This window comes from Rosistilla ulvae (genome assembly GCF_007741475.1).
Classification (GTDB): domain Bacteria; phylum Planctomycetota; class Planctomycetia; order Pirellulales; family Pirellulaceae; genus Rosistilla; species Rosistilla ulvae.
In genome coordinates this window covers 1,730,780-1,748,056 of record NZ_CP036261.1, presented here as the reverse complement: position 1 = coordinate 1,748,056, position 17,277 = coordinate 1,730,780, and the positions used below count along the sequence as shown (strand labels likewise).

Here is a 17,277-nt window from a genome sequence, read left to right as displayed (position 1 = left end):
GCTTCGGGATGTGTGGCCTTACAAGGGGCAATCCCCTGCGAATCTCGCCAGTCGCGATTGGATCGATTAGAATCGGAACCGTCTCTGCGAGCGACCGACTGCCCTTAACGAGGCTTACGGCGTTCCGCCCCCACAAACTTCCTACTGCAACCCCGTCGAATCCAACCATGCGAATCGCAGCCCTTTTACTTTTGACGACCTTCCCGGTCTTCGCGTCGGCGGCCGAACTGTTTGTCGAAGCGGAAAGCTTCCAAAACCATGGCGGCTGGAAACTGGACACTCAGTTCATCCAAGAAATGGGCTCTCCCTATCTGCTGGCCCACGGCATCGGCACGCCGGTCGACGATGCCACGACAGAGGTGACGGTTGCCGAAGCGGGGACCTACCACGTGTTTGTTCGCACCAAAGATTGGGTCGCCCGCTGGAATGCTCCTGGCACCCCGGGCCGCTTCCAATTGGCGATCGACGGGAAGAAACTGGCGACCGAGTTTGGCACCCAAGGCGCTGAGTGGGCTTGGCAATCGGGCGGCACCGTCGACTTGCCCGCCGGCAAAACCGAGCTGCGATTTATCGATCAGACCGGCTTCGATGGCCGCTGCGACGCGATCTACCTCACCACCGACAAATCCAGCACGCCACCCAATGGATCCGACGTGCTGTCCAAGTGGCGACGCGAGCAGTTGGGAATCGGAGACGAACCGGTCGAGCGAATCGGTTACGACTTGGTCGTTGTCGGCGGCGGATATTCGGGATTGGGAGCGGCGATCGCTGGAGCCCGAATGGGCTGCAAAGTCGCTCTGATTCAGGATCGCGGCGTCCTGGGAGGGAACGGTTCGAGCGAGGTCCGGGTCTGGGCGCAAGGCAAAATTCGCCGCGGCCGCTACCCGCGGATCGGCGAGATCATCGAAGAGATCAGCGACCACGCGACCAAATCGCCAGGCAAGAAGGAAGAATTTGTCGACGAACTGAAAGAACAGGTCGTCCGCGCTGAAGAGAATATCGATCTGTTCCTGAACCATCGCGCATTCGCTGTCGAAACCGAAGGGGATCGGATTGTGTCGGTTGATGCATCCGATACTCACAACGGCGCCGTGATCCGATTCAAGGGTATGTTGTTCGCCGACTGCACCGGCCACGCCTGGATCGGTGCCTGGGCCGGCGCCGATCTCGAGATGACTCCCGACGGTCGGATGGGGATGAGCAACATGTGGGCCTGGGACGAACAAGCCGAACCGGCAGAGTTCCCCGAAACTCCTTGGGCGCTGCCGCTGAAGATGGCCGATTTCCCCTATCCCCGCGACCACCATGGGCAATGGTTTTGGGAGAGCGGTTTCGATAAGGATCCGCTGGGAGATGCTGAGGGGATCCGCGACTGGAATCTCCGTGCCGTCTACGGTGCCTTCAACGCAATGAAGAACGGCGACGGCGCTGAAAAGCATCGGACCGCTTTCCTGACCTGGGTCGCTTATATCGGCGGGCCGCGGGAGAGTCGTCGGCTGATCGGCGACGTGCAGCTGAACGAAGAGGACATCGTTTCGAAGCGAGATTTTCCCGACGGAACCGTTCCGAGCACCTGGTCGATCGATCTGCACTATCCGAAGAAACAATACGCCGCCAAGTTCCCCGACAACCCGTTCATCTCGATCGCCGTGCATGGCAAGGGAGTCGATCGGATGTACGGTTATCCGATCCCCTACCGCTGTTTCTATTCGCGAAACATCAGCAACCTGTTCATGGCGGGGCGTTGTGCCAGCGTGACGCATGAGGCGCTGGGAACGGTTCGCGTGATGAAGACCTGCGGGATGATGGGTGAAGTAGTCGGCAAGGCGGCTGCGATTTGTGTCGAACGCCAATGCTTGCCACGCGGCGTCTACACCGACTACCTGGACCAATTGACCGAGATGCTGGAACTGCCCGGCAAGGCCTACCGCAAGCAGGTCGGGGGCGAAACGATTATCCCCGACGACGCGCTGCCGCTGGCGGGCCCGGCGGGTCTCTTTGAGGGCCTCGATCCCGCAAAAATGAAGGGCCTCGTCATCGACGATGAAAAGGCGAAGGTCTCCGGCCCGTGGGTCAAAGGCCAGGGACTCAAGGGCTACGTCGCTTACGGCTATCGTTATGCATCACCGGGCAGCGGGGCGACGATGACCTTCGAAGCGGCGGCTCCGGAAGCGGGCAGCTATGAAATCCGCGTCCTTTACGGCCCGCATCCCAACCGCGGCACCACGGTCCCCGTTTCGCTGGAGGCAGGCGGCGAGACGATCTCGCGGCGCGTCGACATGCGAGGCGAACCAACCGCCGAATCGAAGTTCGCAACGTTTGCAGACGTTCAACTGGACAAGGGAGCCAAGGTACGGGTCACGATCGGCAGCGATGGAGCCGGCGGCAACGTGCACGCCGACGCGATTCAGTTGATCGCCAAGTGATCGAGCCTCCTTTTCAATCGACCGCCGCGATCGAGACGCTTCGCCAGCGGGCGGCGATCCTGCGGTCGATCCGCGGCTTTTTTGACGACGCTGGATTTTTCGAAGTCCAGACGCCGACGCTGTCGTCCGAAACGATGGTCGATCTACATATCGATCCCGTTACGGTCGCTCGCGAGGCGCTGCAGTTGTCGCTGCCTCATGCGCACAACGATCTGTATCTGCAGAGCTCGCCCGAATTTGCGATGAAGCGATTGTTGGCCTGCGGAGCCGATGCGATCTACCAGATCTGCCCCGCTTTTCGAGCGGGAGAACGGGGGACGAACCACAATCCAGAGTTCACGATGCTGGAGTGGTACCGCATGGGAGACCGCTTCGAAGAGGGGATCCAGCTTCTGGCGCAGCTTGTCGACCGGGTGACCGATCGCCCCGCGTGCCAACAGATGACGTATCAGGCGGCGTTTGAGGCGTTCGCCCAATTCGATCCGCTGACCGCAACGCTGCCTCAGTTGCGGGCAGATTCTAGCCGGCTGGGGATCGATCTCACCGGACTCGATTTCGAGCACGTCGACGACTGGTTAAATCTGATCTTCGACCACGCCGTCGTTCCCAATCTGGGACGCGGCCAGCCGACGATCCTGACGCATTACCCCAGCTCGCAAGCTGCCCTGGCGTTGATCTGCCGCGACGATCCGCGGACGGCGGAGCGGTTCGAGCTGTTTATCGACGGGATCGAACTCGCTAACGGCTACGGCGAACTGCTGGATGCCGAAGAACTGCTGCGTCGCTGCGACGAAAACAACACGGCTCGCATGAAAATGGGGAAGCTGGGCCTGCCGATGCCCCGGCAACTTTATAGAGCTATGCAGCACGGCATCTCCACCTGCTCCGGATGCGCTCTGGGCGTCGACCGCTTCGTCGCCGTCCTGCTCGGCAAACGAGAGCTTTCTGAAACGCTGACTTTCCCGATCGATCGCGCTTAGCCGATTGGCTTGTGACCTAAGTTGTCACACCTCCACGCGATGATACTTGTGTCGAGGGGGCAAGCAGACAACGCTCCTCGCCGAACAAATATCTCAGGCTGAGAAAACCATCTCAGAATGAGACGCGAAGTTCGGTTTGCAAGTCGCGGCACCCGAACGAGGCCCCTCGGTCTCAACAGGGTCTAAGATGAGCAAAAAGAGCGAAAAAGCAAATATTTCAGCGAATACAAGATCAAATTCGTCAGAAACGTTTTCTCGGCATACCGATTGCAGAAGTGTTTAGCGAAATCAGCACGGCTGGTTTGCCAATTAAAATCTCATGGAATGGAGGCATCAAGAAGATGTTAGTTTTAAGTCGAAAAGAAGGCGAGCGTTTGGTTATCGGTGACAACATCACAATCACCATCAATCGAATCTCTGGCAACCGCGTCACGATCGGCGTCGATGCCCCTCGCGAAGTTCGCATCGTTCGTGGCGAACTGACGGTTTTCGAGGAAGAACCCAAGGTCGAAGCTGAATCGCTCGGCTCGTGTGCCATGCCAGCAATGGACCTGGTCCATTCGGCTCGCAACCGCGTCTCGGTGTACGCCAAGGAAGAACGTTAATCCGGCAGGCAATCGCTGCCGGGCTAGCCGCCAAGTGCGGCGACAAGCCAGAGCGCCCGGCAGCAACATCGATCTCGTGTTGCCACTGCGCACCAGATTCGGGATTGTATCTATCGGTCTCTAATCGAGCAGACTGATCGATATTCGACCACCAAAACAGACGTCGATGTCCGCTTCGGGAGTCCTCGGACGCCCGTGGTAATCGGCTTCGAATTGGTAACCATCAGCCGTTTTACGATAGTTTAGTGGAAGGACAGTGCGGTCGGTTTGACAGCATTGCATTGCGGGAATTGCTGCGGTATCAACGGCAGGAAGGTTGATATTCCAAAGCGTCGACGCAAGCTTCGACTCCTCGATCGCAAACGCAATCGCTTCGCAGGCGAATCTTGCGGATCGATCCCAATCGTCGAGGATATCCCGTCGTCGCACCTGTGACACGGCGATTCCACAGCGACCGCGCAGATAGCCTTCGCGGGCCGCTGCTACAGTCCCCGACATCCAGATGTCCGCACCAACGTTGCCGCCGTGGTTCATTCCTGAAATCACTAGCGACGTCTCGGGGGCGAGTTCCAGCAATCCGACCCTGACACAGTCGGCGGGCGAACCGTCGACCGAATACTCGGCTTCACCGTATTGCTTTACGACCAACGGTCGCTTGGTCGTCACGCGGTGCCCGCATTCGCTCTGCTCCGTTTCTGGAGCGACCACGACGACATCCATCGTTCGTCGCAGCGCCCTCTTTAACGCCTGGATCCCCTCTGCTTGGATTCCGTCGTCGTTGCTCAGCAGAACTTTCAAGTTGTCCAATCTCCTCGGTTCCCGATTTCGCTAACTGTCCGCGTCTCCAGCCTAACACGACTCGGAGCTATCGCCGACACGCCCAGTGCGACTAAACGAAAGCGATCGGTCAGGCGTCCGCCTTCGATTCAAGATCTCGCTCGATCGCTAGCAACCGTTCGGCGATGGTGTCGATCACGTCGAGATCCGCCAGTAGGACGCGGTGGTCCATCACGACGCTGCGGTCGTTACAGGTTTCGCTTTGCGACAAATCACCAACTGTCCGGTAGCGGCGGCGGGCTCGGCGAAGGAAACCGTTGAAGCCTGTCCCCAACGGAATCCCTGCGGCCAGTCCCGCCGCAATCACCGAATCCCGGGAGACGCCAACCGGCAGAAACCAAGCGGCCTTAAAATAGGTGGTCTCCGATTCGTAGGGCATCGCTTCCGCAAATTGCCAGATTCGGCTTCCCACCAGGAGTTGCTTCAGCCGTGCGACCGCGGTCCTCCGCTGCGCATTCCAATCGTCCAGAGTCGCCAGTTGGGGCAGTAAGGCTGCTGCCTGCAGGCCACTTAGCGGAGCGATACCACTTGGCCGCCCGGCTGCCAGTGTCGCTCGCTGGGCGATCCGGTCGTTGGAGCTCAGCAACGCCCCGCCGCATCCGCTGGTCATCAGCTTCGACGCGCCGAAACTGAGCACTCCGACATGCCCCCACGATCCAGCGGGCTTCCCCGTCAGCGAGGCACCATGCACTTGGCAGGCATCTTCGACGAGCGCGATCCCCCGCTGATCGGCCAGCTCCCGCAGCCGCTTGGCGTCAAACAAGTCGCCATAAAGATGGGAAGCGAGAATTGCTGTCGTCGATTCGCCGATCGCTTGTTCGACCAGATCGGCATCGATCACCCATCGCCCTGGTTCGGTATCGACGATCACCGGTTTGGCTCCCACCGCCTCGATCGCTCGAATATTTCCGGGATAGTCGTAGCCGGCGAGGATGACTTCCGAATCGGGACGGACCTGAACCGCTCGCAGCGCCAATTCGACCGCTGCGGTACCGCTGGCGCACAGCCGAACGTGCTCCACAGCGAACCGCGAGGCCAACCGATCGGCGAGAGAAAGGGATGCCTGTGCTGCGTATTTCCCCCAGTCCCCTGATTCGGCTGCTTGCCGGATCGAATCGACGATTGCGGGACTGGTTGGGGGCCAGGTGGGGAGCGGCAGCGGATCGGCGGTAGCGACGTGCGGCATAAGGAATTGTGGGCTTGTTAGCGTGTTCGTAAGGTCTTATTATGCCCCGATTAAGGATCGGTCAATCGGTCGTTGGTTCTTTGTCCCGCCCATGTTGCGCGGTGCGAAGGAGCAACGTCGGGGCGTGCCGAACAGTGTCGCTCGACCGGATTTTTAGGTCGGACATCGAACCTAGCATCCATCAGCTGGAAGGACTCCGGAAGTGCTGGAGAGTCAATTTTTGACATTTATGGTCCCGATTGGGAATCGAATTGGATTGTTGGCCCAGGATGCGGTTCCCGTTGAGGGACCGCAATGGCAGCAAATCCTTTTTAACCCGATCGGTATGATCACGATTTTGGTTGTCCTTTTTTATGTGATGGTACTCCTTCCGGAGCGGCGCAATCGCAACGAGCTGACCAAGCGTCTGGCGGCTCTGAAAAAGAACGACCGCGTGGTCACCGTGGGCGGAATTCATGGGACGATCGTGAACATTACCGAATCGGACCAAGTAGTGATTCGCGTCGACGAGAACAACAACACGCGGCTGCACGTCAACCGCAGCGCGGTCTCGCGAGTGATTTCCGATGACGACGACAAAAGCGTCAAACCGTAGTTAGCCGTATTGATTATCGCCGGGCGAACCGCTGACCGTTCGCTAATCTCAACCAAACAAGAAATCGATTCGATGTTGGATCTAAACGTGATTGAAACTCTTTTAGCACAAGCCGAACCCGGCAAGTTAGGCACGCAGATCGGTATCATTGCGATCATGTTGGCCGTTTTGATCGTTCCCTTTGTCTTGGGAGCCCTGTTGGCCAAAAGCTTTCGAATGCCCAACTATGGGACTCGAATCGGGGTCGTGTTGTTTGCGATCATCGCTTCGGCGGTCACGCTGACGTTTGGCCAACTGAAATATGGTGTCGACCTCAAGGGAGGAACGATCCTGGTCTACGAGATCGATCCAACCGCTGGTGGCGGCGAAAACGAAGACGCTTCGTCACGCGTCACGGCTGAAGAATTGGTCGGCGCGTTGACCGAGCGGATCAACCCTAGCGGCACCCAAGAGATCGTGATCCGCCCCTATGGCGATCGCCAAATCGAAATCATCGTTCCCAACGTCGAAGAATCGGGCGTTAATGAAATCAAGGACAAAGTGCAAACCGCCGGCATGTTGCGGTTTGCGATCGTGGCGAACGAACGCGACCACCTGGGTTTGATCGAAACCGTCCGCGCGGCTGGCCCAACGATCAACGATGTTGTCAAGGATGAAGCTGGCGAAGTGATCGGCCGCTGGGTTAAAGTCGATCGCGAGAACGAGGAGGTTCTAGGCGGCTTGCGTCCGTTGCGCGTCGATGTCTCTGGCGACATCATTCGCGATTCGCGAACTGGAACCCTGCTGTCGCCACAAGGCTTGCAGGGGGAAAACGGTCTCGTCAAATGGCTCAGCCAAAACGGAATCGAGGACATCGACGTCCTGATGCGAATTGAAAAAGAGTTCGACATCACGGGTGAAGATCTGGCGATCGTTGCCAGCGATCACGACGGGCAAGGAAATCCTGCGGTTCGTTTCACTTTGAACGCCGCTGGAAAACAACGCTTTTACGTGTTGACCCTGAACAACTCGCCCGACGGTTCGTTCCTGCGACGCTTGGGCATCGTATTGGACGACAAATTGCTGTCGGCTCCCGTGATCCGGTCGCCGATTAATGGCGATGGTCAGATCACTGGAAACTTCACGCGTTCGGAGGTCGATTTCTTGGTCGGCATCCTGCGTGCGGGACGTTTGCCAGCGGCACTCAGCAAGCAACCGATCAGCGAAAACCAAATCGGATCGACTCTGGGCGACGACACGATCAACAAGGGGATCATGTCGATTGGATCGGCTTTCGTCTTGGTACTGGCTTTCATCGCGATCTACTACGGCTTTGCCGGTCGCATTGCCTGCATCGCGCTGCTTTTGAATCTGGCGATGATTTTGGCCATGATGATTCTGATCAACCAACCGGCGACACTACCTGGTTTGGCCGGTCTTGTGTTGACCGTCGGTATGTCGGTCGACGCGAACGTCTTGATCTTTGAACGCATCCGCGAGGAATTAAAACGCGGGGCGGCTCCGCGGATGGCGATTCGCAACGGTTTTGGCCGCGCGACAACAACGATCGTCGACGCGAACTTGACCACCTTGATCACCGCTATCGTTTTGTACGCAATCGGTACCGACCAGATCCGGGGCTTCGCCGTCGCCCTGATATTGGGCATTCTGTTTAGTATGTTCACGGCGATTTACGTTTCACGAACGTTCTTCGATATCGCGGAACGCTGGGGAAAAGCGAATCTGTCGATGTTCGACTTCATCACATCGATTCGAAGCGCACTGACCGGCGACAAGGACTTCGATTTCATCGGCAAACGAGTCCCTGCGTTCGTGCTTTCGGGAATTTTGCTCGTCGCTGGTATCATCGCCCTGTCCTATCGCGGCGGTTCGATTTTCGATATCGATTTCGCTGGTGGAACCTCGGTGACATTCTGGTTGCAAGAAGAAGCGGACGCCGACGAGGTGCGAAAGGTTGTCGAAGCCAGCCTGAATACCGACCCCGAATCGAAGATTCAATTTTCTTTGAACCGCGTCGACATGGCGGGAATGAAAAACCGCGTCTTTGCGATCTACACCTCGGTTGAAGACGTCGACGATTTGAAGCACCGAATCCGCGATGGTTTTGAGTCCGCCGAAGGTCTTGGCTTGGTCACCTTTGAAACCGCCATCACCGAAGGGGATGCAGAGGCTGCACCGGAAGCCGAGCAGACCGGACAAAACCAACCGAAACAAGATTCGCTGATTCGCACGGTCGCCTATCGCCCGCAAGACGAGGCGGATGCGAAGGAAGAGACCTCGACAGCCGATTCGGACTCGGACGAAACCGCAGAAGCACCAGCAACCGAGAATAGCGAACAAGCGTCGATTTCCGCCGCCGAAGATCGGCCTAAGGTTGAATCGACATCGCGAACAATCTCGCTGGGCGTTGCTGGTGGAGACCAGAACGATGCGAAGATCAATCACGACGCATTGGTCGCTGCGGTTGTCAAAGCTGCCGCTGCGGGAGAGATTCCGTTGCAAGAAGAAGGAATCCGTGTCGCACCACAAGGATCCGGAAGCGAAGACTGGACCAACGAATCGAACATGGGCTTTGCCCAATGGAAGATCGATCTGGACCTGCCCCAAGCTCAAGCCGTGGCGGTCCTCGATGGCCTGAAATCGGAACTCGACGCGGGACCAGTTTGGTTGTCGTCGAGCAAGGTTGGAAGCCGTGTGGCTGGTGACATGACCCGCCGTGCGATCGCTGCGATGTTGGCCAGTTTGGTGTTTATCGTCGGATACATCTGGTTCCGATTCCAACGCGTTGCCTTTGGCTTGGCCGCCGTCGTCGCATTGTTGCACGATGTCTTGATCACCTTAGGGGCGATCGCCGTCAGCTTCTGGGTTGCCCGCTATCTCGGATTCCTGCTGATCGATGAATTCCGAATCAGCCTGGCTGTTGTCGCCGCGTTGTTGACGATCATCGGTTATTCATTGAACGATACGATCGTCGTCTTCGACCGTATTCGCGAAGTCCGGGGCAAGAGTCCTAAACTGACTGCGGAAATGGTCAACACCAGCATCAACCAAACGCTCAGTCGTACGTTGCTGACATCGATGACGACGCTGATCGTGGTTGTCCTGTTGTACATCTTTGGCGGTGAAGGAATTCACAGCTTTGCCTTCGCCCTAACCATCGGCGTGGTCGTTGGTACGTACAGCTCGATCTTTATCGCGTCGCCAGCGTTGCTGTGGTTTTTCAACCGCACCGAAGCAGAAGCGGCTCGTTAATCTAAAACCTTCGGCGTTCTTCAGATCGCCATGATACGGTTCATCGATTTACACGGCTTGGGAAATCGCTTCACGGCAGTTCCCCAAGCCGTTTGTCGTTTCCGGCCTCCGGACCGGCGGGACGGCTCCCCCGCGACGGCCAGGGCACCGGCGATGAGTCATCCGTTTTTGACGAATCCACAGACTGTGGACTCTGTAAACCTGAGGCGTTTTATTCCCCACGGCTTCACGCCCACCGCTCTCTTTTTCGTGGCAAATTGGCGGCAACTCTGGTCGCGGCGTTCGCTTTCGTGTTTAATTTAGAGGACTCCGAAAAGACACAACCGCGAGTTTTATAATCCTGGCGTTGCCCTACGGTTCGTTTTCTATTGAACTGCAAGTCCTCTTTGACCCACTCTACCGCTCCGACAAACGAATCGAACCACTGGTGTTCGGCATTGCGAGATCGCTATCGGTTTGCGCTTCCCGCCGACCTGGAAGATTGGTTTAGCCGCGAGGTCTGGTTGAAAGATCGGGGGGGCGAATTCGACCAACCCGTTTCACCAACGGAGCTGTTGTCCGAGAGCCCCGACTTTATCTGGCCCGGGTTCATGCTTCCCGACTCCTTGCCGCTGCTAGGGAACCGCTATGGCGATTGGCTATGCCTTCGCATCGGTCCCGACAATTCTGCGTCGGAAGTGATCCATTGGTACCACGGCGGCGGCGACTGGATGCCGTGGGGTGAAACGTTAGCCGAGGCAGTAGCGTTTGACAACCTTCGCCGTCGACTGCCAGGACGTCGGCAGTATTATGCCAATGTCGCCGCGGAATTCGATCAACATTTGGGGGCGGATACCATCCCTGGCTGGGCGGCCAAACACCTGCCGGAACCTGTCGCCCGTCTGTTGTTGGATCCCCCAGAAGCCCCAATCGAGCTCGATGGACTTGCCGATTTATTGATCGACCACGGCGTTGCCCAAACAGCCGTGCATGGGGAATGTGCGCTGGCAGCTTTGGATAGCCTGCTGCGGCAAAAACTGGAACCCTGGGTCGCGCGTGAATTGGGGATCCACTGGGATCAGGATGCGATCCGGTGGTTGTTCGACAACGATTTGACCCCGCCATCGGTTCTTGATCGACTTGCGAAAGAGTTTCAATGCGATAGCGATGAGCTATGCGGTCAGGACTGGGACACAGCGGTCGTGCACGCGTCGGCTGTCGCGGCCAAGCGAGGTGATCTGGGCTGGGCAAACGACATCCTGGGGTGGTCCGAGGAACGCGCCGGGCGCCCCGAAGCTGCGATCACGGCCTACCTTCAAGCGCTCCATTGCTCGTCGTTTGCCGACCAATCGGTACGTTTTCGAACACATTGGTACCGCGAGTCCGAAGGCAAGTTTGCCGCCGCCCGTTTGCAAGACCTCCACGCTCACTGGAATGCCGAAGTACAGCACGATCCCTACTTGCGACTGTTCCGCGAAAGCAAGGACCAGGGGCTGCGGAGTCGCGTGACCAACCACTGGATGCGAATCGGAGAACGAGCAGCCAGCGACGGACGCTGGGCCGATGCTTACGACGGCTACTATCGCGCCGGCTGGGACATGGGTTGCGACGACCTGCACGTCTACGAAGACCTGTTGAGTAAATTGGCGGAAGCAGCCGAGCGGAGCGGCCAGGTGTCAAGAGCTGAATTAGCCCGGACCCATCTCGCCTGTCTGATCAATCGGTTGCGATAAACGCGAACCGAAATCGACGTTTCCCAACCGCGGGAATCGAATCAGACCGGAACCGTCACGCGGTGCAAGATCTCGTGGACGACCTGTTCAGCCCGCAAGCGATCGCCGGTCATAAAGGTGTCCTTCAGAACCACACGATGCGACAGCACGGGAACGGCAAGCGATTTGATGTCATCGGGAACCACATAGTCGCGTTCCATGCAGACAGCTCGCGCCTGGCAGCCGCGGAAATAACTAAGGGCAGCCCGCGTACTGACTCCCACCTGCAGATCTTCGCTCTGCCGCGTTGCATCGACGACTGCCAGCAGGTACGAAATTAACGAGTCTTCGAACCGAACTTTCCGCACAGCTTCCTGACTCTGCAAAACCTCTTCGCAGGACACCACCGGTGACAATTGTTCTACCGGTTCGCCGTCGCAATGCGAACGCAACACGTCCCTTTCGACATCAAGCTGCGGGTATCCGACACTGGTCCGCAAGAGAAAGCGGTCCAATTGGCTTTCGGGCAACCGGTACGTCCCTTCGAACTCGATAGGATTCTGCGTCGCAACCACGGTGAATGGTTTAGGCAGCGGCCGCGTCGTTCCGTCGATCGAGACCTGACCTTCGCTCATCGCTTCCAGCAGCGCACTCTGCGTTCGGGGTGGAGCTCGGTTGATCTCATCAGCCAATACCACGTTGGCGAAAACCGGCCCCTGATTGAACTCAAATTCGTGCAGGTCGGTGCGATACAGATTGCTGCCGACGATGTCGCTGGGCAGCAGATCGGGCGTGAATTGCACACGCGTAAAGACGCCGTCCAGGCTTCGCGCGAGCGCTTTGGCAGCCAACGTCTTGCCGACTCCCGGAACGTCGTCCAACAAGACGTGCTCTCCCGCAAGCAGTGCGATCAAAAGCGATCGCACGACCTCGGGCTTGCCGAGGACCACTTTCTCCATGTTCGCTTGCAAACGTTTGGCAGTCGAAAAAGCAACGTCGATCATCCATACCTGCTTGCGAATCGCGTTTGAATATGACAGTTTCCAGGGGAGCGGTTGTCTATGCTAAACTCACGCTCGCGATGATTCCAGGCGGCAGTCCGATCTGCCGTTCAAATTTCAGACATGCTGCGACTTGCACCGCCCGTCCCAGGAAACAGATTGATGATCGATAACGTTCCCAAACTCGACGCCTTGGTGATCGCCCCGCACCCCGACGATGCCGAACTGGGGATGGGGGGGGCCATTTTGAAGATGTTGTCCGAGGGCTGGAAGGTCGGCGTGTTGGACCTGACCTCGGGCGAGCCCACCCCTTTTGGTTCGCCTGAAACGCGGCGCCAAGAAACCGCGGCGGCGACCGAGACGCTTGGCCTCACATGGCGTCATAACGCCGGACTCCCCAATCGCTCGTTGGAACCAACCCTGGCAGCCCGCGAACTGATCGCCGGAATCTTCCGTTTGACCAAGCCGCGGTGGCTGTTTGCGCCCTACTGGGAAGATGCTCACCCCGACCACACCGCCGCGACGGCGCTGGTCGAAGCGGCCCGCTTTTGGGCCAAGCTCAGCAAGACCGAGATGCCGGGCGAACCCTATCATCCCGAGCGGATCTTTTACTACTACTGCGTTCATTTAAAACTCACCCCGCAGCCCGATTTCATTCTCGACATCTCCGATCAATGGGAGACGAAACGGAAATCGATCGAAGCGTATCAGAGCCAATTTGTGGTCGGCCGCAGCACCGATCCACCCACATTTATGGACCGCATGCGCGACGAAGCCGCCTACTGGGGCAAAGCGATCGGCAGCCGCTACGGCGAACCGTTTGCCAGCCGCGAACCGATCGCGCTGCGATCGATGCGAGAACTGTTCTAGACCGCAAACGCCGCTGGCTCCTCAGTCCCTGCCAGACTGATCGCGCGGCAAACTTATTCGGCGATGCGGTAGAGCGCCTTGTCGGACCGAATCAGCAGATAATCGCCGAGCGCTGCGGGAGAGGCCATCAGTTGCCCGTCGAGCTGATTTTCAGCCAGCTCCGAATATTTCCGGCCCGGTTTCAAGACAGTGACCTTTCCCTCGTGACTGCACAGATAGATCTTGCCTGCGGCCATCAGTGGAGACGCTGAATATTTGCCACCAACACGCTCCTTCCATACCAATTCGCCGCTGGCGGCATCGAAGCAACTGGCGATCCCATCGTCGCTGATCACGTACAACTCGCCATCGATCAACAGCGGCGAAGGCTTGGCGGGGATCCCTTTCTTTTCGATCCACGCGACATGCGTATCGGTGACGTCACCGCTGCCATCGACTCGGATCGCCCACAACTGCGGCTTTCCAAATCCGGTCGAAATGAAGACGGTTCCGTCGCCGTAAACGGGACGCGGCACAACCGAAAACCCTTTGCCGTGGCGTACCTTCCAGATCTCGCTACCATCGGTCGGGTCGTATGCCACCAACCACTGCGATCCCATACAAATCAATTGTTCCCGACCGGCAGCATCGACGATCGCGATCGGCGTATCGTACGATTTCTTCTGTTCCCCCGAAGCCGCGTCCAACGGGGGACGATCGGTTCGCCACAGCGTTTCGCCAGTGGATTTGTCCAACGCGGTAACGTATTGCAGATCCATTCCGTCGCAGATCAAGACCAACGCGTTCTTGTAGATAAATGGAGAGCTGCCGGGGCCGACGCCATGTTCCAACGGCAAGATCTTTCGCCAAACCTCGGCTCCCGTTTTTCGATTGACGCAAATCGTGCCAAACGTTCCAAAGTGACAGTAGATATTGTCGCCATCGATCACCGGTGTCGGTGATGCATAACTGTTAATCGTGTGAATCGGATCGGGTTCGTCTAAGTGGACCAGATCGATCTCCAATTGCTGCGTTCCGGTCGCCATATCGATTGCGATCAATCGCAGCGTGATCGACTTCGCCAAACGGAACTCCCCAAATCTTCGTGGATTGTCGATCAACCGCTCCAGCGTCGCGATCCGCTCCTCTTCGGTGGCACGCTCTTCGATCGCGGTGGTCAGCCAAACCTTGCCATCGGCAACCACCGGCGAGGACCATCCCTTTCCGGCGATGGGAGTTTTCCAAACGACGTTCTCCGTCTCACTCCACCGCGTCGGCGACTGCGACACGTTTGCGATCCCGTTACCGCTGGAGCCACGGAACTGAGACCAATCGTCGGCATGAACACCAGCGATCGCGAAAGTCACGACAGCAAATACGACCAAACTGCGAAACAAGAGAGGCTTTTGCATAATGAATTCGAAGGTAGAAGGGGGCTTGTGAAGAACGAAGCAATCGGTCGGATGATTATACTCAAGCCGCCAGCCATTTGTCGCATTGCCACAATCCTCACTCCTTTGAAAACCGACCATCGATCCTGTTGGGACGTGCTATGACGTTGCGACCAATGCTGCATCCCCAGGCTCAAAAATAACAGGATCGCGATGGTTCCAAGCCCATCCCTTCTATTCACGGTACAGATCGAATCAAAAGACGCTTGCGACCTCTACGCATTCTGTACGGTGCTGCTGGCTGCAGGGCTTGCAACCGCTGAACCCAAACGCATAGCCTATTGAATTAGATCATTGCGATAGTGTCACGGATGAGATCGGCCAAGTGAACGGCAACTGCAGCGGCTGGCCCCACGCTTCGCGGTGAGGCTGGAGCGAGGCGGCGGAGAGGTTCGCTGAACGATTTAATTTGTGCGACTAAATTTAAAACAAATAGGACGGAATAAAGATATGACGCAACGAACAGCATTGATTCTGGTCGACCTGCAAAACGATTACTTTCCCGACGGCAAATGGGAACTCGACCAAGTGGAAACGGTTGCGGCCAATGCAAGCCGTTTGCTCTCTGCGTTTCGAGAACGTGGCGAACTGGTTGTGCATGTGCGTCATGAATTCCCCACGCTCGAGGCGCCGTTTTTTGTTCCTGGATCGCACGGAGCGGAACATCACAGTTCTGTCCAACCAGCGTCTGGAGAACCTGTTGTCAAAAAGCAGCAAATCAACAGCTTTCGCGACACCGACCTGAAAGCGATTCTGGACAAATCCGGCGTCGATAGCGTATTGATTGCCGGCGCAATGAGCCACATGTGCATCGATGCGGTTACGCGAGCGGCCAGCGACTTTGGTTACCAATGCACGGTTGCTCACGACGCCTGCGCTACACTGGAACTGGAATTTCTCGGCAAGAAAATCCCCTCCCAGCAAGTGCATGGAGCCTTCATGGCCGCCCTCGCATTCGGTTACGCAAGTGTCGTTAGCACCGACGAAGCACTCGAGCAGTTTCAAGCCAAAACTTCAGACGAATAGCGACTGGTCCGAGATCGTGGCCGCCGATGCTCCGCGGCGACAGCGTTTACAGACCGACTGATCCGAAGCACTCAAATGATGAAGAGGGCTCGCGGTGAAGCATTGGGACCACGGCCTGCACAGCTATCGCTTGCTGGGCCCAATTATTGCGTGCTCTTCTGGTAGATCGCGGTCAGCAGCGACTCGGTATCCTTGAACTTCTTTTTTGTTGCCATCGCATCGTCAATCAATTGGCGAGCGTCAGCTTCACCATGGCCCAGTGCTAACAGAGCATCAAACGTGTCGCGAACGACATCCGATTGCCCCTCTCCGTCCTCTGGAGTCGCATCGCGACCGACCAACAAGGCGAACCGAGGCATCTTGCGACGCAGTTTGGCGATCACGCGCTCTGCGGTCGCCGGGCCGATCCCTGGCAAACTCGACAGCCCCTTGGCGTCCTGCTGCTCGATCATCACCGCCATCTCTTTGACAGGGCGGACCATCGCACGCAACGCTTTTTTGACGCCAACCCCATCGACGCTGCAGAACAGTTCGAAAAACTGTTTCTCCACTGTGGCGACAAATCCGACCAGGCGAGGTGACAGCCGACCGCCCTGAGCCGCATTGCCGTCGATGTAGTTCAACGTATGCAGCGAAATGTTCGTGCCGATTTTCCCCTGCAACTGACGCCGCGTGAAATCGGGAATAAAGACCTCGTACTCGAACGGCGGAATATCCAAGATCGCCGACTCTTCGCTCAGTGACGCCAGTTTTCCGGTAATCTTTGTGATCAAAGTGGATCGCTTCCTTCAACGTTCGACAATTAGGCAGCGGTGAATGTTGGCGTCGCTCCGCCGTCACAGGCCTCTGAAAAAGCCAGACCGGCATCTGTCCCCCGCACACAACAGTGCCTGGACAATCTATCGCCAACGCCCGATTCACGCCAGCTGTCCGCGTTTCACGCTAGCGAGCCATACTTAATGGTGGCGTAACGCCACCAACTCGCTGCACGAGATTGACGACGGGCAAAGCGATCCCACGCTTCTGTGCTTCGATCCGAAGCCCCCGTTCAAAGAAGGGGAACGGATAGAGCGGCTGGCGTCGGCGAGACCAAACGTAGATCGCGTTGATCAATCGCTTGTCTAACTTTCCCTGCTCGCTGAGCACGACAACGCTTTTCAAAAACGCTTGCTGTTCTTCGCGCGTGGCCCGCAAGCCGTTGATCAATTGGTCTTCTAAGCGAACGACCGACTGTGCGGTTCCAGCAGTCGTTCGTGTGGGGGTAATTTGGGCAAAGACATGCTGCGTCATTAAAGTCAGAATCCCTACGGTTGCGTATCTCAAAGTGAGCCCGAACATATCTGCGACCTTTGTTTTCTGTCAAACGACGGATGTCGAT

14 protein-coding genes are annotated in these 17,277 nt (G+C 57.4%); 8 read left to right on the top strand and 6 right to left on the bottom strand.

Going from position 1 to position 17,277, the window contains the following annotated elements:
* Positions 1–167 precede the first annotated feature (167 nt).
* The 3 genes from EC9_RS06335 (at position 168) to EC9_RS06325 (ending at position 4,011) form a co-directional block, all read left to right on the top strand.
* Positions 168–2,426 (top strand): FAD-dependent oxidoreductase, encoded by a 2,259-nt coding sequence (locus EC9_RS06335; protein ID WP_246105983.1) that lies wholly within the window; start codon positions 168–170, stop codon positions 2,424–2,426.
* On the top strand, positions 2,423–3,406 hold the full coding sequence (epmA, locus tag EC9_RS06330) for an EF-P lysine aminoacylase EpmA (protein ID WP_218934629.1): 984 nt from the start codon (positions 2,423–2,425) through the stop codon (positions 3,404–3,406). The genes EC9_RS06335 and epmA overlap by 4 nt, the downstream gene beginning before the upstream one ends.
* 341 nt (positions 3,407–3,747) lie before the next feature.
* A complete protein-coding gene (locus tag EC9_RS06325) occupies positions 3,748–4,011 on the top strand; it encodes a carbon storage regulator (RefSeq protein ID WP_145124059.1) in 264 nt (87 codons plus the stop codon).
* A 120-nt stretch (positions 4,012–4,131) separates the two neighbouring features.
* On the opposite strand, the gene surE is transcribed toward EC9_RS06325, so the two are convergent.
* Positions 4,132–4,809 carry a 5'/3'-nucleotidase SurE gene (gene surE, locus EC9_RS06320; RefSeq protein WP_218934628.1) on the bottom strand — a complete coding sequence of 226 codons (678 nt, stop codon included), beginning with the start codon at positions 4,807–4,809 and terminating at the stop codon, positions 4,132–4,134.
* Between the two features lie 109 nt (positions 4,810–4,918).
* The gene (locus EC9_RS06315) at positions 4,919–6,034 is read right to left on the bottom strand and encodes a DegT/DnrJ/EryC1/StrS family aminotransferase (RefSeq protein WP_145343327.1); all 1,116 of its coding nucleotides are present in this window, start codon (positions 6,032–6,034) and stop codon (positions 4,919–4,921) included.
* Positions 6,035–6,263: 229 nt separating this feature from the next.
* Between EC9_RS06315 and yajC the strand changes: the two genes are divergently transcribed.
* From yajC to EC9_RS06300, 3 genes are all read left to right on the top strand, one after another.
* The gene (gene yajC, locus EC9_RS06310) at positions 6,264–6,629 is read left to right on the top strand and encodes a preprotein translocase subunit YajC (protein WP_246106125.1); all 366 of its coding nucleotides are present in this window, start codon (positions 6,264–6,266) and stop codon (positions 6,627–6,629) included.
* 72 nt (positions 6,630–6,701) lie between these two features.
* Complete coding sequence (gene secD / locus EC9_RS06305) at positions 6,702–9,881, top strand: protein translocase subunit SecD (protein WP_145343323.1); 3,180 nt, start codon at positions 6,702–6,704, stop codon at positions 9,879–9,881.
* 386 nt (positions 9,882–10,267) lie between these two features.
* The gene (locus tag EC9_RS06300) at positions 10,268–11,593 is read left to right on the top strand and encodes an SMI1/KNR4 family protein (protein ID WP_145343321.1); all 1,326 of its coding nucleotides are present in this window, start codon (positions 10,268–10,270) and stop codon (positions 11,591–11,593) included.
* Between the two features lie 41 nt (positions 11,594–11,634).
* On the opposite strand, the gene EC9_RS06295 is transcribed toward EC9_RS06300, so the two are convergent.
* A complete protein-coding gene (locus EC9_RS06295) occupies positions 11,635–12,531 on the bottom strand; it encodes an AAA family ATPase (protein ID WP_145349022.1) in 897 nt (298 codons plus the stop codon).
* Between the two features lie 204 nt (positions 12,532–12,735).
* Here EC9_RS06295 and bshB1 point away from each other — a divergent pair, with 204 nt between their 5' ends.
* Complete coding sequence (gene bshB1 / locus EC9_RS06290; RefSeq protein WP_246105982.1) at positions 12,736–13,443, top strand: bacillithiol biosynthesis deacetylase BshB1; 708 nt, start codon at positions 12,736–12,738, stop codon at positions 13,441–13,443.
* 53 nt (positions 13,444–13,496) lie between these two features.
* On the opposite strand, the gene EC9_RS06285 is transcribed toward bshB1, so the two are convergent.
* Entirely contained in the window at positions 13,497–14,834 is a 1,338-nt protein-coding gene (locus EC9_RS06285) for a PQQ-binding-like beta-propeller repeat protein (protein WP_145343317.1), read from the bottom strand.
* Between the two features lie 489 nt (positions 14,835–15,323).
* Here EC9_RS06285 and EC9_RS06280 point away from each other — a divergent pair, with 489 nt between their 5' ends.
* Positions 15,324–15,899 carry a cysteine hydrolase family protein gene (locus EC9_RS06280; protein ID WP_145343315.1) on the top strand — a complete coding sequence of 192 codons (576 nt, stop codon included), beginning with the start codon at positions 15,324–15,326 and terminating at the stop codon, positions 15,897–15,899.
* Between the two features lie 143 nt (positions 15,900–16,042).
* On the opposite strand, the gene ruvA is transcribed toward EC9_RS06280, so the two are convergent.
* The gene (gene ruvA, locus EC9_RS06275) at positions 16,043–16,672 is read right to left on the bottom strand and encodes a Holliday junction branch migration protein RuvA (protein WP_145343313.1); all 630 of its coding nucleotides are present in this window, start codon (positions 16,670–16,672) and stop codon (positions 16,043–16,045) included.
* 169 nt (positions 16,673–16,841) lie between these two features.
* Positions 16,842–17,189: a hypothetical protein gene (locus EC9_RS06270; protein ID WP_145343311.1), complete on the bottom strand. Its 348-nt coding sequence runs from the start codon at positions 17,187–17,189 to the stop codon at positions 16,842–16,844.
* Positions 17,190–17,277: the final 88 nt, after the last annotated feature.

Excerpts from the sequence above, each read along its gene's own strand:
- EC9_RS06335 (WP_246105983.1), top strand. The coding sequence starts at position 168 with ATGCGAATCGCAGCCCTTTTACTTTTGACGACCTTCCCGGTCTTCGCG.
- EC9_RS06295 (WP_145349022.1), bottom strand. The coding sequence starts at position 12,531 with ATGGAGAAAGTGGTCCTCGGCAAGCCCGAGGTCGTGCGATCGCTTTTG.
- EC9_RS06285 (WP_145343317.1), bottom strand. The coding sequence starts at position 14,834 with ATGCAAAAGCCTCTCTTGTTTCGCAGTTTGGTCGTATTTGCTGTCGTG.
- EC9_RS06325 (WP_145124059.1), top strand. The coding sequence starts at position 3,748 with ATGTTAGTTTTAAGTCGAAAAGAAGGCGAGCGTTTGGTTATCGGTGAC.
- bshB1 (WP_246105982.1), top strand. The coding sequence starts at position 12,736 with ATGATCGATAACGTTCCCAAACTCGACGCCTTGGTGATCGCCCCGCAC.
- secD (WP_145343323.1), top strand. The coding sequence starts at position 6,702 with ATGTTGGATCTAAACGTGATTGAAACTCTTTTAGCACAAGCCGAACCC.
- yajC (WP_246106125.1), top strand. The coding sequence starts at position 6,264 with ATGGTCCCGATTGGGAATCGAATTGGATTGTTGGCCCAGGATGCGGTT.
- EC9_RS06315 (WP_145343327.1), bottom strand. The coding sequence starts at position 6,034 with ATGCCGCACGTCGCTACCGCCGATCCGCTGCCGCTCCCCACCTGGCCC.
- EC9_RS06270 (WP_145343311.1), bottom strand. The coding sequence starts at position 17,189 with ATGACGCAGCATGTCTTTGCCCAAATTACCCCCACACGAACGACTGCT.
- EC9_RS06280 (WP_145343315.1), top strand. The coding sequence starts at position 15,324 with ATGACGCAACGAACAGCATTGATTCTGGTCGACCTGCAAAACGATTAC.